The sequence below is a fragment of the Pontixanthobacter luteolus genome, assembly GCF_009828095.1.
GTDB lineage: Bacteria > Pseudomonadota > Alphaproteobacteria > Sphingomonadales > Sphingomonadaceae > Pontixanthobacter > Pontixanthobacter luteolus.
Genome location: NZ_WTYP01000002.1, coordinates 689,202 through 702,703, shown reverse-complemented (window position 1 = coordinate 702,703; position 13,502 = coordinate 689,202). Strand labels below are relative to the sequence as shown.

Sequence of the window (13,502 nt, the reverse complement as noted above, 5' to 3'; positions counted from 1 at the left end):
AAGCTGAACTGATCGAAACTGCGGCGCAATTCAGGCGCGCTGAAGAGGATGGAGGCCGCAATCTTTCGGCGTGCCCCGCGCTCGTCCTCAATGCGGACTACACGCCGCTGTCCTATTATCCGCTGAGCTTGTGGCCGTGGCAGACTGCCATCAAGGCGGTGTTCCTTGACCGGGTCGACATTATCGAGAGTTATGACCGCGAGGTTCATTCGCCCAATCTCGACATGAAGATCCCCTCAGTCATCGCGCTGCGCCAATATGTGAAGCAGAGCGAATTTCCCGCCTTCACCCGTTTCAACCTGTTCCTGCGCGACAAGTTTACCTGCCAATATTGCGGCAGCGGCCAGGATCTGACGTTCGACCACGTGATTCCGCGCCGACTGGGCGGCAAGACCACGTGGGAAAACATCGCCAGCGCCTGCGCCCCCTGCAACATGAAGAAAGGCGGCCGCACACCCGAACAGGCGCATATGAAACCGGTCAATCCGATCCGGCCGACCAGCTGGCAATTGCAGCACATCGGCAAGGGGTTCCCGCCGAACCACCTGCACGAAACATGGCGGGACTGGCTGTACTGGGATATCGAGCTGGAAGGGTGATCAGGCTTCGCTAGTTAAATTATCCGCATCATTTGGGTCCAAGAATGAAATCCCAAAAATACTCGAAAATACCAACGCAAGAAGATTTGCAGAATTTCTCAGGCATGCACTGCGCGAGGCTGTATCGCGGTGCCGTTGAAAGTCGTTGGAAGTGTCCTTCTTCTGGGCGGACCGCTCAACAACTCGTCCGATGGACCGAAATCAAGGGGCCGTCCTTTCGCGCACGCTTTGGAGATGAGCATGGAATGGGCTTCTCTGTATCATTGACCCGTCATCATTGTCATGGGCATGGCCGATTTTTGGAAACACTCATCTGTGGCGACTGCAACTCGGCCGACGGAGCAGCAAAAAGAAAGCTCAAGCTCCCGAAAGATTGGTCTTTCTCTGCTGAAGAGATCAGACAATTCGTCTCAGTAAAACCGTACAGTGGCGCGACCTACATCGACTATGAGACTGCTATGTCGATTTATCGCTTAAACTCTTAGTGATAGCGCGGCTGCCTACGTAACCGCCGCGCGCTTTTTGAACTGCGGCGCGTCCCACTCGTCATTTTCCAGAATTTCCGCGAGCGCGTTTACCGCCTTCGCTGCATCCTCGTAGCTGACATAGGCGGGGGCGAAGCCAAACCTCAGAATATCGGGATCGCGGAAGTCACCGATCACACCGCGTGCGATCAGCACCTGGCACAGTGCATAGGCGTCCTTATGGCGGTAGGATAGCTGACTGCCGCGCATCGGCGCGTCGGCAGGGCTGACGCATTCCAGCTGCGGGCAATGTTCAGCCATCGCAGCGCGGAAGAATTCGGACAGCGCGCGTGATTTGGCAACCAGCGGTTCGATGCCGATTTCTGCCATCAGGTCGACCCCGCACTCCAATGCCGCCATCGCCAGCACAGGCGGCGTGCCTGCGAGCAGGCGTGAGACGCCGGCGGCTGGCTCGTATTCATCTGAAAAAGCGAAGGGCGCGGCGTGGCCCATCCAGCCGCTGATCGGGTTATGCAGCGCATCGTGATGCCGCTCGGCCACAAAGGCATAGGCAGGCGCACCGGGTCCGCCGTTCAAATATTTGTAGCCGCAGCCAACCGCCAAGTCGGCATTGCAAGCGTTGAGGTCCACCGGGACCGCGCCGCCGCTATGCGACAGATCCCATAGCACCAGCGCGCCTGCATCATGCGCCGCCTTGGTCAGCGCGGCCATATCGAACATCTCGCCGGTCTTGTAATGCACATGCGTCAGCATCAGCAGCGCAACATCATCATCCAGCGCATCGACAATTTTATCCCGCGCGGCCAGACGCTGAGCCGCCGGGCTGCCTTGCACCATGTAAAGATCAGTCGGGAAATTGCCGGGTTCGCTGAGCACCACATTTCGCCCGGGGCGCATTTGCAGCGCGGCACCGATCAACTTGGACAGGTTCACCGAAACACTGTCGCAAGCGATCACTTCATGTGGCTGAGCGCCGATGAGCGGGGCAATTTTGGCGCCGATACGCTGCGGCATCCCGATCCAGTCTGCGCTGTTCCAGCTGCGGATCAGGTCGCGGCCCCATTCTGCATCGACAACCTGCGACACACGCTCTCGCGTGGCCCTGGGCAGCGCGCCGAGCGAGTTGCCATCGAGATAGACCACGCCTTCCGGCAAGTCGAACCGGCCGCGAAATTCCGCCAGCGGATCGCCGGCATCCAATGCCCGGGCTGTGTCTATCAGGCTCATGTCAGTTCCCTCAGGATCGCGCGGATCGGCGATGCGTCAGCGCCCGCCAAAGGCAGCGGCAGCGCAATCAGTTCATACCGCCCCTCCGGCACATCATCGAGGACGAGTCCCTCCAATATGCGCATATCTGCAGCGAGCACTGCCTTGTGCGCATCCATCGTCTTTGAATCCTGCGGGTCTATCGACGGCGTATCGATTCCCACCAACCTGACCCCCTGCAGCGCGAGCCATTTGATCGTTTCTGCGGCAATAGCGGTAAAGCCGGTTTCCCACGCTTCATGCGGGAAGGTTTCGTAAGTGCGGAACAGGATGCGGTCTGCGGAATGCAAGTGCGGCAAATCGCCGACCTCGATCGCCGCACCGACGCCGCGCGCATCCACCACGAGGCATTCGCCGATATAGGGCTCTAGCGCGGAGGACGCGCTGTCGAGACCTGCCTCGTCATAGTGCAGCGGCGCATCGGCATGGGTCCCTGAATGGGTAGACATTGTCAGGCGCGAGACATTGACCGGCGATCCATCCGCCATCTTCCAGGTCCGTTCATGGGCGAATTCGGTATCGCCCGGCCAGACCGGCAATCCGGGGCGCAGACGCTGCGAAATATCCCATATCCGTGCGCTCATATCGCGGTCCGCACCGACAGCAATTCAGGGAAGAATGTCTGCTTGAGCACCGCTTCCAGATAGGGGACCCCGGCGGTCCCGCCAGTGCCTTTCTTGAAGCCGATAATCCGTTCGACAGTTTTGAGATGTCCAAAACGCCAGCGCTGGAAATGATATTCGAGATCGACCAGTTTTTCAGCCAGTTCGTAAAGGTCCCAGTGCTTGTTCGGGTGGCGGTAGATCTCCGCCCACGCTGCTTCGACAGCATCCGACGCAGACCATGGTGCCTGCGGGTCACGTTCCAGTACATCCTGCGGAATTGCGAACCCGCGCCGCGCAAGCAACCGGACAACTTCATCATACAGGCTCGCGCGGCGCAGTTCGTCTTTCAGCAGAAGCGCGATGTCGGGCGTTGCCTCGTGCATGGTGACCATGTCGGGATTGCGGCCGCCCAGCAGGAATTCCATCAGACGGTACTGCGCCGACTGAAATCCTGAGCTCGTACCCAGATGCGGCCTGACCAGCGAATAGTCATGCGGGGTCATGGTGGACAGAACGTCCCAGCTGGAAATCAGCTGCCCCTGCGCGCGGGCGACGCGGGCAAGCATCTTGAATGCAGGGCGCAGAGTGTCGGCGGCAATGTGCTCTCGCGCCTCGGTCAGTTCATGCAGGCAAAGTTTGAGCCACAGCTCACTCGCCTGGTGAACGATGATGAACAGCATCTCGTCATGCGCATCGGATGCAGGGTGCTGGGCGGACAAAATCCGGTCCAGATCGAGATAGCTTGAATAGGTAACGCCCTTGGTCATGCAGGCGCTATAGAGGCAAACCGGTATAGTTTGAAACTATCTTCGCAGCGGCTTCGCCTGCTCAGCTATCGATCACACGGGATGAAGGGTGATGCTTGTCGAGGTGCTTCTTCACGATCCGCAGATTGCGAGTGTTCGATCGGAACAGGAAATCGGCCGCGTCGCCAACCAGCGGGACAACACCCAGCACAGCGTCAAAACCGACATTGCCCATCATGCGCCATATCTTCCACCGCGGCAGGCCCAGATTGCGGGCCTCCCAAACGATATAAGCGCCCATGGCGGTGGTCACGATATCGCCCAGCACCGGAACCAGACCGATCAGTGAATCCAGTCCGATCGGATAATTCACACCCGGAATTTTGAAGCTGCGTTCCAGCAGCATCTCCATGGCTTCGATACGCTTGCGGATCGAAACGGGATCTGTGCCGGTCGGCAATTCGAACCCCATGGGCCTCGCTCGGCCGCTTTCGCCAGGTTCCGAGGTATAAGGTTCCGGTTTATAAGGTTCCAGCTGGACCATGAATACTCCTTTGGCTCCTAGATGGGGCGTCTGGCCATCGGGAACAAGGGATGGAGGCCCCACCGATTTTCGGAGAAGCCGTCTACATTGCCACGGATCAGCGACCAGCGGATGGGCGCGCCCAGCGGAATATAAACATTGGAATCCAGCAGGGCCTGTTCTGCGCTGCGCATCAATGCCGCGCGCTGAGCCGTGTCGGTTTCGGCGATTGCCCGGCCCACAAACGCATCGGCCTCTTTTGAACACAGGCCGCGCTTCAGGTCGCAATTGAACTGGTTGAGGAACCAGCGATCATCGGAGTACCGGGCCAACCGGTCCACCAGGCGCAGGTCAGGTCTCTGGTTTGGCTGAACCCGGACAAGCGTGATCCCTACTTCCGCAAGATTTGCAGCCAGGCTGGCAAACAGCGTGTCGGAACCCGGGCCTTCAGGGAGGGCCATGGTCAATTCAAGCGAGTCCCCTGACGCGAGCCTTGCTCTAGCAGCTGAGCGCCGTTCTTCGATGGACATCTGCGTCCACCTTTCCTGCGGCTCGAAACTTCTGCCGGGAAGATTGGCAGGGGCAATCCGCGTCGAAGGAGTCCAGCCGCCGATATTGAAGGGTTGCAACAACGCCGACCGGTCGATCGCCATTGCAATCGCTTCGCGGCGTGAAGGCTCCGTCAGCAGACCATTCGCGTTGGTGATTTGCAGCCCGAACAGTCCGAAAACCGCATCAAGGCGGACTGTCCCGCTCGACAACGGCCCGGTATCGGCCATCGGCAGGCTCGCCAACCGACCATTGAAGACCGCATCGGCATTTCCCTGTTCGAATGCTTCGGTCGCCTGCCGGGCGCTCATGCTTGAAACATCCACCACGCGGAACTGCTCGCGCCACTCGTCGATATCGGTGTCTTCTGGAAGATCAGGTGGCATAACCGTCAACCGGACGCCTTCATCGGTCGCCTCGGAAACCATTGGCCCCGCGCCCGCGCCGCCGCGCCTCAGCCCGAGTTCCGGCTGTGCCATCAATTGCAGGAATTGCGGCATCTGGCTTTTCAGCCTGATTTCCACCACCCTGCCCGTCATCGCGCGGATTTCATCGATAATTGACAGATCGATGCCCAGCGAGGTCCCCTTCAGATCGCGAATGTTCTGTCGCAGTGCAGCCTGCACGTTTTCGCCGGTCATCGCCGTGCCATCAGGCCAGTCAGTGTTCTGAAGCCGGAAAATGTAGCTGAGTCCGTCTTCTGTAACGATCCAGCGTTCCGCCAGGGCAGGCACAACGTCGCCTTCGTCGTTGAGGGAAACGAGGCCTGCAGACGTCGCTGCCCGCAGGTGCTGTCCCGCTGGCGAGAGGCGCAGCCCGTTTGCCTGCAAATCCGATGGTGAACCTATAAAGACGATTTTGGTGGTATCGTCGCCAGCACCAAGACCGCAACTGGCGAGGCCCAGCAGGCCAAGAATTGCCAGAATCGTTTGAGGTGCCCGCGCCATTGCAGGCGAGATAGCAGGAAGCCGGGCGATCGTCAGGTCGGAATTGCTCCGGCCCAAAATATCCTAGAGCTTGCGCAGCTTGCTCTTGTCCAGAATTGCTTCCGGCGGAAGCAATGAAGACGGGCGCGTAAAGCGAGGGGATTCGTAGTTCAGGCTTTCGACCGGCGCGCGGGCCAGCTTGGGGTCGATCTCTTCCGAGAAAGCTATCCCGAAGCGCGCATCCTGAACCCAGGCAACGATCCCGTCGATCCAGCCGATATTCCTGAGATTGATCGCCAGTTTCGCCCCTCGCGAAACAAGTGCGCCACCTTCGGCCATCATGCCACCGGGCGAAAGATTACGGACCTTGACACGCGAAACGGTATCGTCCCCTTCGGGACGAATTTCAGCCATAAGAAACAGGCTGTCACGGTGAATATCGCGAGTATCGACGCTGGACATTTTGCGCGCTGGCCCCTTTCGTTTACGTCGTTGGACTGCCTTGTTCAGGCCCCAGCGATATAGGGGTTCAGTGGCTAATGAAGGTTTAAATCCGGTGCAGAAAAAACTGTGTGAATTCAGTCGTCACGTGAAATTTTTTCACGTCTTTCATGCGCCTGTTGCGCTTCGACCGTCATCGTGGCGACGGGCCGGGCGATCAACCGCTTGAGACCGATCGGATCACCAGTGACTTCACAATATCCGTATTCACCCTCGTCGATGCGGCGCAGTGCGGAGTCGATTTTGGAGATGAGCTTGCGCTGCCGGTCACGGGTGCGCAGTTCGATGCTCCAATCGGTTTCGCTGGATGCGCGGTCGTTCAAATCCGCTTCTCGGATCGGGCCGTCCTGCAACGATTGCAGCGTCGCAGAAGAAGCATCATGGATGGATTTTTTCCACTCCAGCAACAGCATTCTGAAATAGTCCAGCTGCTTGCCACTCATGTAGGATTCGTCATCGCTCGGAACATAATCCGGCTCAAGCGAATGCTTCACCTTTTCAAGGATCTTGGTGTCGTCGGCAGACGCGCTAGGCATAAAGTCCTCGGCTCCCAAATCTGTCCTGTTGCCGCTCCAGAACCTTTCGGCCTCTCTCCCGGTCGGCAACTTCGAGTGATCGAATGGCCGCGCCTATAGGCGGGCGCATCTGAGCGCACAAGACGCAATCCACGAAGCGGCATCATCTGGCCCAAAATAAACCTCCGCAATGCTGTGCTTGGTGACTCTCCATTAATTTTATCGGCACCGCGTTAACCATTTGTTGACCATGTTCGGGCGAACCAGTGTTCACCGGCAGGGGGAATTGCCGGAAACAGGGGACTAAAAAATGAAACTGACCTCAATTGACGGCGGGAACGCTCAGCAACTGAACACCAAAGCCGCAGACCAACTGGTCGCAGAATGCCTCGCATCTGCAGCGCAGGGCGATGGGACCGCATATTTCGATCTGGGCGTGGCTTTTTCTACCGGCAGTCACGGCGCACCGTGCGATCTGGTGGAAGCGCACAAATGGTTCAACCTTGCTGCCGTCGAAGGCCACGAGGAAGCAGCCTGGTGCCGGGCCGATGTTTCAGATGAAATGACAGCGCGCGAAATTGCCGAGGCACAGCGCCGCGCCCGGGAATGGCTCCGCGCAAGTGACCGCAAAGTCGCCTGAACCCGGACGCTTACCCTTTCTTGAAGGGCGTTCGATCGCCCAGATACATCTGATCAATCTGAATACCTTCGCGTTCCCGTTCGAGGAACTCGGCGACTGCAGCACGAAATCCGGGATCGGCGATCCAGTGGGCTGACCATGTTGTGACCGGTTCATAACCGCGGGCCAGTTTGTGGCCGCCTTGCGCGCCCGCCTCAACCCGGTTCAATCCGCGTTCGATGGCGGCATCGATTGCCTGATAGTAGCACAGCTCGAAATGGAGGAAGCGGCGGTCTTCGCTGCACCCCCAATAGCGGCCGTAAATCGCGTCGCCGCCAATGAAATTCAGTGCTCCGGCGATCGGCACGCCATTTTTCAGGGCAAGGATCATCAGGATTGCATCGCCCATGCGTTCACCCAGCAGCGTGAACGCCTCGCGCGTAAGATACGGCGTGCCCCATTTCCGCGCGCCGGTGTCCTGATAGAAATTCCAGAACGCGTCCCATTGGCTTTCGCCGATTTCTGCGCCGGTCAGGTGCAGGATTTCCAGCCCCTCTATAGCTGCCGCACGCTCTTTCCGCACGGCCTTGCGCTTGCGCGAAGCAAGCTGGTCCAGAAAATCGTCGAAGGTCGCATAGTCGCGGTTTTCCCAGTGGAACTGGATGTCGCTGCGCAGCATCCATCCGGCCTGTTCGAAGATCGGCAGTTGGCCCGGTTCGATGAAGGTTGCATGCGCCGACGAAAATCCGTTTCCCTGACAAAGCTGCTCCGCTGCCCGCAAAAGCGGCACCGCATATTCAGGGTTTTTGAACAGCAACCGCGGGCCCGTTGCGGGCGTGAAAGGCGCCGCAATCTGCAATTTTGGGTAATATTCGCCGCCGGCCCGCTGATACGCGTCCGCCCAGCCATGATCGAATACATATTCGCCCTGGCTATGCCCCTTCAGGAATGCAGGCATCGCGGCCAGCAACTCTCCGCCTTCCCCTTCGATCACAATGGGCGCGCTTTGCCAGCCGGTGCCCGGCCCGATGCTGCCGGAATCTTCCAGCGCGGTCAGGAAATCATGGCGGACAAACGGGTTATCGCCGCCTGCCAATGCATCCCACTCAGACTTGGCAATCGCGCCGACAGAACCGGCGACTTTCGCGACCAGGGCATTGTCGCTCAAACCAGCCCCTCGCCTTCGGATATCAGCGCATCGACATTCTCCAAGGCCACCGTGTGCAGCTCTGCGGTTTTCACTGTCCAGCTGGCAACCGGAACGCCGCGCCCGCGCTGCGCAGCGATGAAGGCGCTGGGCAGATCGCGGACGTCGCAAGCGAGGAAATCTGGCCTGGCATGCCACATCGCCAGCCGCCGCTTGGCCGGGCCGAGAGGACCGCGAAAATCACGATCCTTCAGCACCAGCCCGCGAACCGTGCGCGGTGCATGGGCGGAGAACCACCGGGAAACGCGCGGATCGAAACTCATCACACCATATTTGCCCTGATATCCCTCAAGAGCGCGGTGGACCTCCATGCAGAGCGAGTTGATCCGCCGGTCATACGCCGATTTCAATTCGATCAGCACCGGCACCTGCCCGCCCACCTGATCGAGGAAACGCGGCAGGGACTGGATTGCATCATTGCTGCCCGACAGCCGGACTTCTTCCAGCTGCGCGGCATCCAGTTTTGCAACCGGGCCGGACAAGTCGGTCAGGCGGTCAAGGCCCCAGTCGTGAAACACCATCGCGCGGCCATCACGCGACCGCTGGATGTCGCATTCGATGCCCATCCCGCGGCGGATCGCATCGGCAAATGCACCGGATGAATTCTCCGGCACGCCCGGCGCATGCAGTCCGCGATGGGCGAATTCCCATTCTTTGATCCAGGCAATCTTACCTGCATCCGGCGCGGGTGCGCGCCAATTATCAAGCAGACGAAACAGCAATGATCGCATCCACCTCTACCGCCGCATTCAGCGGCAACACTGGCACCCCGACCGCACTGCGCGCGTGACGGCCAATGTCACCGAAAACTTCCGCCATCAGATCCGATGTGCCGTTGGCGACCTTCGGCTGATCGGTAAAATTGGGGACGGAGTTGACGAATGCACCAAGCTTCACGATCCGCTGCACCCGGTCGAGCGAGATTTGCGCTTCGACCAATTGCGCCAGGATCATCAGCCCGCAGGCCCGCGCTGCCGCGATGCCGCGATCGAGATTGACGTCTTCGCCCAACCGACCGGTCACCAGATTTCCGTCAACAAACGGCAATTGGCCGGACACATAGGCTAGATCGCCGTGCACCACGACCGGCATATAGCTTGCGACCGGCGCCGCCGCTTTCGGAAGTGTAATGCCTAGTTCGTTCAGTCTCGCATTGATGCTCATCGCGTGTCCCCTGCTCCTGCCTACTCACTGTCGCCATGCAGCTGGTCCAGCAACCATGGCAGCGCGTCATTCCAGTTGTCTATCCGGGCGTGCGCGTGTCCGGCCTCGAATGCACAGTCGATTTTCGACGCTAGCATCGGTTCACCGCAAAGATGCAGGCGCTTCACATGCGGAACATCGACAGACACCGATTCGTGATGCTGCGGCAGGTCATCAATGAAGATTGCCCTGCTCGGCTGGTATTCTTCCATGATCCGCGACAGGGCAGGCCCCTTCGGCCCCTGATTGGTGAACACTTTCGCGTGCAGATCGAACTTGGCCAGTTGCTCTGTCCGTTTTTGCTGCCGTTCGTCGTTGAGATTGGTCAGGATCACCACCTCGGCATTTTCAGCAATCGCGTTGATACCTTCGATGGCGCCTTCGATCGGGGTTTGCCGGTGCATCTCCGTGTCAAAAAATCCGCCAAGCAGCCGCCAGATATCCTTCTCGCCGACCAGCTCGCCGCTTTCCTTCCAGCGCATGGCGTTGGCGAAATTGTTTCCTTCCATACGGAATTCCACCCCTTCGCTTTCGGCCAGCCAGTCGCGAAACGGGGCGACCATATACAGCAGCACTTCGTCACAGTCGGATATCAATAGAGGGCGGTTCATCGGGTCAGGCTTTCATGCGCGGCGACGATATCCTGCGGTTTGACCTGCAGCGTATCGGCAGCCTCGATAAGATCGGGTTCGTGATTGATCAGGAATTCTAGCACTGCGGCCAGAACGCCCCGATCGGATAATCGGTCCCGCAGGATATCGGGCGTCAGCCCGGTAAGTGCAAGCAATCGCGCGGCGCGGTCATCATCGCTGAGCACCCAGCCCAGCGCTGCCAGGGCCAGGCTTTCGGCGCCAATCGCGCTCTGGTCGGGGGATTTGCTGCCGTGCAGAATTGTCAGACTCCCGCTTGAGTCATAAGGAATGGTTGAAGGTCCAGAAGGGCCATCGATCCAACGACCCCGGGTGAACCACGCAATGACAAAGAGAATCCTCGTTGTCGAGGATAACGACCTCAACAGGAAACTGTTCTGCGATGTACTGAAAGCCAATGGCTTTGAAGTGGAGCCTGTGGCCGACGGGGAACTTGCGCTGAATGCCGCACGCGCATTCGCACCGGACCTCGTGATCATGGACATCCAGCTGCCCAACATCTCCGGGCTCGACCTGATCGAGGCGTTCAGCAAAGACGCCACCATCAGCGATGTGCCGATCCTGGCCGTGACAGCCTATGCCGGGAAAGGTGACGAAGACCGTATTCGCGATGCAGGCGCCAAGGGGTATCTGTCAAAGCCGGTATCGATCGGCCCGTTCATGAATGCGGTTAAGGGCTTGCTGCCAGCCTAAAGTGCGAATGATTCCACTGCGAACGCGATCAGCGTCAGGAACAGGCCGCAGATAAATATCCGGTATGCAAGGCCGAGAAAGCGGTATTTGCGCCGCGCCAGCACCTGCCCGTTCTGGTAGACATCATGCATCATCGCCCGGAACACCGTTTCGTCCGCCTGCATTTCCTGCAGGATCGAAGCAGTCCACTCTTCTTCGTCCAGCTCGGCAAAATGGCCGAAGAACAATTTGTTCGGCCGTGCCCCTGTTTCATTCGGCTTCCGCACCGATGGCAACACCGCCATCACCGCGCACAGTGAACTGAGAAACGAAAACAACGCCAGCAGCATCAGCGACACGGGGTTGTCACCGGCAAGGGTCCGGCTGATCGACAGTGAAAACACCAGGAACGTCGCCCCCATCAGGATCGACGCTTTCTGATCTGCCATTTGCGAAAGCGTGAGCGTGTTTATCTGCGCCGTTCGCATCATGTGGATGGCGTGCGCCGAATAGGCCGGCGTGGGCGGAGTGGTGTTGATCCTCGTCGCTTCGCTCGACACTGGCGTTTCGTGTTCCGTCTCAGCCATGTGGTTCCCCGCCCGGCGAATATGAATCCCTTGGCGACAAGGCTTGCCATTGGCGCTAGCGCTTGACAAGCAGACGTTCTGGCCGCTTTTCGGCCCCATTCACATGGCAAGCGCGCCAAGCAGCGCGAAAATGCGACCTTTTCTAGATAGGAATTACCCAAATGGACCGTGCCGAAGTCGACAGCAAGATCCGCACACTGATCGAACCCTTCAACAAAAAAGGGGTGGAGCTGAAAGACGAAACGACATTCGCGGGCGATCTTGAATTCGACAGCCTGACGGTGATGGATTTCGTCGCTGAGATCGAAGACGAATTCGACATCATCATCACGATGAACCAGCAGGCCGATATCGAAAATTACGGCCAGCTCGTCGATGCCGTAAACAAGCTGCAGGACTGAACATGACCGAAGGCATTTCGCAGCCGGACCAGCCGGAAACTCTCGAAGGCGGATCGAAAGATCTGTTCAGCAAATTCGACGACATCATCCAGATGCGCGAAGGATTGCTGGCCAGCGGAATAGAAGACCCGTTCAACCTGGTGATGGAGAAAGTGCTCTCCCCCACCCGCGCAATCTGCAACGGACGCGACACGATCCTGCTCGGCACCTACAACTATATGGGCATGACGTTCGATCCCGATGTGATCGATGCCGGCAAGCAGGCATTGGCCGATTTCGGCACGGGTACGACCGGCAGCCGGGTTCTCAACGGGACCTATCAGGGCCACCGCGAATGCGAGGAAGCGCTGAAGGAATTTTACGCCATGGATCATGCCATGGTGTTTTCGACCGGCTATCTCGCCAATCTCGGGATCATCTCCACCATCGCCGGAAAGGGCGATTACATCATCCTCGACATCGATAGCCACGCCAGCATCTGGGATGGCTGCGCGATGGGCAATGCCGAAGTCGTTCCGTTCAAGCATAATGACGTGGAAGCGATGGAGAAACGCCTGCGCCGCCTGCCCGAGGATGCCGGCAAGCTGGTGATCCTCGAGGGCGTCTATTCAATGCTCGGCGATGTCGCGCCGCTCAAGGAAATGGTCGCAGTCGCCAAGAAATACGGCGCAATGGTTCTGGTCGACGAAGCGCATTCGATGGGCTTCATCGGTGAAAATGGCCGCGGCGTGGTGGAAGATGCCGGTGTAATCGACGATGTCGACTTCATCATCGGCACGTTTTCCAAAAGCGTCGGGACCGTGGGCGGTTTCTGCGTTTCCAACCATCCGAAATTCGAGATCTTGCGGCTGGTTTGCCGGCCCTATGTGTTCACCGCATCATTGCCCCCCAGCGTGGTTGCCACCGCTGAAACAAGCATTCGCAAGCTGATGCACGGCCACAACAAGCGCGCGCATTTGTGGGAAAATTCGAAGCGCCTCCACAAGGGGCTTACCCAAATGGGCTTCGAATTGGGCACGAAAGAACCGCAAAGCGCAATCGTGGCCGTCATCATGCCCGACCTCGAAAAAGGTGCGATGATGTGGGAAGCGCTGCTGAAAGAAGGCCTTTACGTCAATCTCGCCCGGCCGCCTGCAACACCAGCGAACATGACACTGCTCCGCTGTTCGCTGTGTGCAGAACACAGCGATGAAGAAGTTGGCACTATTCTGGGGATGTTCGAACGCGCAGGAAAGGCAACCGGCATCCTGGGCCAAACCTCCGATCAGTCAGAAGGTTCGTAAGGCGAGAATCCCCGGTGCAGGGCCTTACCGCTCGTTAGACGCAGGCTGCTTGAAGTCCGCCAGGAAACCGAGCAGCCGCAGTCTTGCTGACAGCTGCCATCGCCTGAGCTTGTCTGGGCAAATACATGTTTGTTAGGCGGCCGGGCGCTTGCGCCCCCGGCCGCC

General features: G+C 58.7%; 19 protein-coding genes. 6 read left to right on the top strand and 13 right to left on the bottom strand.

Translation table 11 applies throughout. The annotated features are described in order from the left end of the window. Nucleotides 1-8: 8 nt before the first annotated feature. Nucleotides 9-599, top strand: a complete 591-nt coding sequence (locus GRI43_RS11945; protein ID WP_235903797.1) for an HNH endonuclease — start codon at nucleotides 9-11, stop codon at nucleotides 597-599. Nucleotides 600-643: 44 nt separating this feature from the next. After that, nucleotides 644-1,084: a hypothetical protein gene (locus GRI43_RS11940; RefSeq protein WP_160731315.1), complete on the top strand. Its 441-nt coding sequence runs from the start codon at nucleotides 644-646 to the stop codon at nucleotides 1,082-1,084. Between the two features lie 15 nt (nucleotides 1,085-1,099). Here GRI43_RS11940 and kynU read toward each other — a convergent pair whose 3' ends face one another. The 7 genes from kynU to dksA all read right to left on the bottom strand — a co-directional run bounded on the left by kynU (nucleotide 1,100) and on the right by dksA (nucleotide 6,736). Further along, the gene (gene kynU, locus GRI43_RS11935) at nucleotides 1,100-2,311 is read right to left on the bottom strand and encodes a kynureninase (RefSeq protein ID WP_420850005.1); all 1,212 of its coding nucleotides are present in this window, start codon (nucleotides 2,309-2,311) and stop codon (nucleotides 1,100-1,102) included. Beyond that, complete coding sequence (kynB, locus tag GRI43_RS11930) at nucleotides 2,308-2,934, bottom strand: arylformamidase (protein WP_160731314.1); 627 nt, start codon at nucleotides 2,932-2,934, stop codon at nucleotides 2,308-2,310. The genes kynU and kynB overlap by 4 nt, the downstream gene beginning before the upstream one ends. Next, nucleotides 2,931-3,722 (bottom strand): tryptophan 2,3-dioxygenase, encoded by a 792-nt coding sequence (locus GRI43_RS11925; RefSeq protein ID WP_160731313.1) that lies wholly within the window; start codon nucleotides 3,720-3,722, stop codon nucleotides 2,931-2,933. Before GRI43_RS11925 ends, kynB begins: the two co-directional genes overlap by 4 nt. 61 nt (nucleotides 3,723-3,783) lie before the next feature. Then, complete coding sequence (locus tag GRI43_RS11920) at nucleotides 3,784-4,173, bottom strand: DUF4112 domain-containing protein (protein WP_160731727.1); 390 nt, start codon at nucleotides 4,171-4,173, stop codon at nucleotides 3,784-3,786. Nucleotides 4,174-4,262: 89 nt separating this feature from the next. Continuing rightward, a complete protein-coding gene (locus tag GRI43_RS11915; RefSeq protein WP_160731312.1) occupies nucleotides 4,263-5,720 on the bottom strand; it encodes an ABC transporter substrate-binding protein in 1,458 nt (485 codons plus the stop codon). A gap of 63 nt (nucleotides 5,721-5,783) precedes the next feature. Further along, nucleotides 5,784-6,161, bottom strand: a complete 378-nt coding sequence (locus tag GRI43_RS11910) for a PilZ domain-containing protein (protein WP_160731311.1) — start codon at nucleotides 6,159-6,161, stop codon at nucleotides 5,784-5,786. Nucleotides 6,162-6,277: 116 nt separating this feature from the next. Next, on the bottom strand, nucleotides 6,278-6,736 hold the full coding sequence (gene dksA / locus GRI43_RS11905) for an RNA polymerase-binding protein DksA (RefSeq protein ID WP_160731726.1): 459 nt from the start codon (nucleotides 6,734-6,736) through the stop codon (nucleotides 6,278-6,280). Between the two features lie 289 nt (nucleotides 6,737-7,025). On the opposite strand from dksA, the gene GRI43_RS11900 reads away from it, so the two are divergent. Next, entirely contained in the window at nucleotides 7,026-7,355 is a 330-nt protein-coding gene (locus tag GRI43_RS11900) for a sel1 repeat family protein (RefSeq protein WP_160731310.1), read from the top strand. A gap of 10 nt (nucleotides 7,356-7,365) precedes the next feature. Here the strand turns inward: GRI43_RS11900 and GRI43_RS11895 are convergent, their stop codons facing one another. Genes GRI43_RS11895 through GRI43_RS11875 form a run of 5 tightly spaced genes read right to left on the bottom strand, consistent with a single transcriptional unit; the run spans nucleotide 7,366 to nucleotide 10,561 of the window. Then, nucleotides 7,366-8,502, bottom strand: coding sequence for a GNAT family N-acetyltransferase (locus tag GRI43_RS11895; RefSeq protein WP_160731309.1), 1,137 nt, complete (start codon nucleotides 8,500-8,502; stop codon nucleotides 7,366-7,368). Beyond that, complete coding sequence (locus GRI43_RS11890) at nucleotides 8,499-9,272, bottom strand: glycerophosphodiester phosphodiesterase family protein (RefSeq protein ID WP_235903745.1); 774 nt, start codon at nucleotides 9,270-9,272, stop codon at nucleotides 8,499-8,501. Before GRI43_RS11890 ends, GRI43_RS11895 begins: the two co-directional genes overlap by 4 nt. Beyond that, entirely contained in the window at nucleotides 9,244-9,705 is a 462-nt protein-coding gene (locus tag GRI43_RS11885) for a RidA family protein (protein ID WP_160731307.1), read from the bottom strand. The genes GRI43_RS11890 and GRI43_RS11885 overlap by 29 nt, the downstream gene beginning before the upstream one ends. A gap of 20 nt (nucleotides 9,706-9,725) precedes the next feature. Further along, nucleotides 9,726-10,355, bottom strand: coding sequence for an HAD family hydrolase (locus tag GRI43_RS11880; protein ID WP_160731306.1), 630 nt, complete (start codon nucleotides 10,353-10,355; stop codon nucleotides 9,726-9,728). Further along, nucleotides 10,352-10,561 (bottom strand): DUF3572 family protein, encoded by a 210-nt coding sequence (locus tag GRI43_RS11875; protein ID WP_420850004.1) that lies wholly within the window; start codon nucleotides 10,559-10,561, stop codon nucleotides 10,352-10,354. Before GRI43_RS11875 ends, GRI43_RS11880 begins: the two co-directional genes overlap by 4 nt. Nucleotides 10,562-10,718: 157 nt before the next feature. Between GRI43_RS11875 and GRI43_RS11870 the strand changes: the two genes are divergently transcribed. Then, nucleotides 10,719-11,087 (top strand): response regulator, encoded by a 369-nt coding sequence (locus GRI43_RS11870; protein ID WP_160731305.1) that lies wholly within the window; start codon nucleotides 10,719-10,721, stop codon nucleotides 11,085-11,087. Here GRI43_RS11870 and GRI43_RS11865 read toward each other — a convergent pair. Next, entirely contained in the window at nucleotides 11,084-11,653 is a 570-nt protein-coding gene (locus GRI43_RS11865) for a Pycsar system effector family protein (RefSeq protein ID WP_235903744.1), read from the bottom strand. The two genes, GRI43_RS11870 and GRI43_RS11865, sit on opposite strands and share 4 nt — an antisense overlap. A gap of 161 nt (nucleotides 11,654-11,814) precedes the next feature. On the opposite strand from GRI43_RS11865, the gene GRI43_RS11860 reads away from it, so the two are divergent. Beyond that, nucleotides 11,815-12,054, top strand: a complete 240-nt coding sequence (locus tag GRI43_RS11860; RefSeq protein ID WP_160731304.1) for an acyl carrier protein — start codon at nucleotides 11,815-11,817, stop codon at nucleotides 12,052-12,054. 2 nt (nucleotides 12,055-12,056) lie between these two features. Continuing rightward, nucleotides 12,057-13,337 carry a serine palmitoyltransferase gene (gene spt / locus GRI43_RS11855; RefSeq protein ID WP_160731303.1) on the top strand — a complete coding sequence of 427 codons (1,281 nt, stop codon included), beginning with the start codon at nucleotides 12,057-12,059 and terminating at the stop codon, nucleotides 13,335-13,337. Nucleotides 13,338-13,502: the final 165 nt, after the last annotated feature.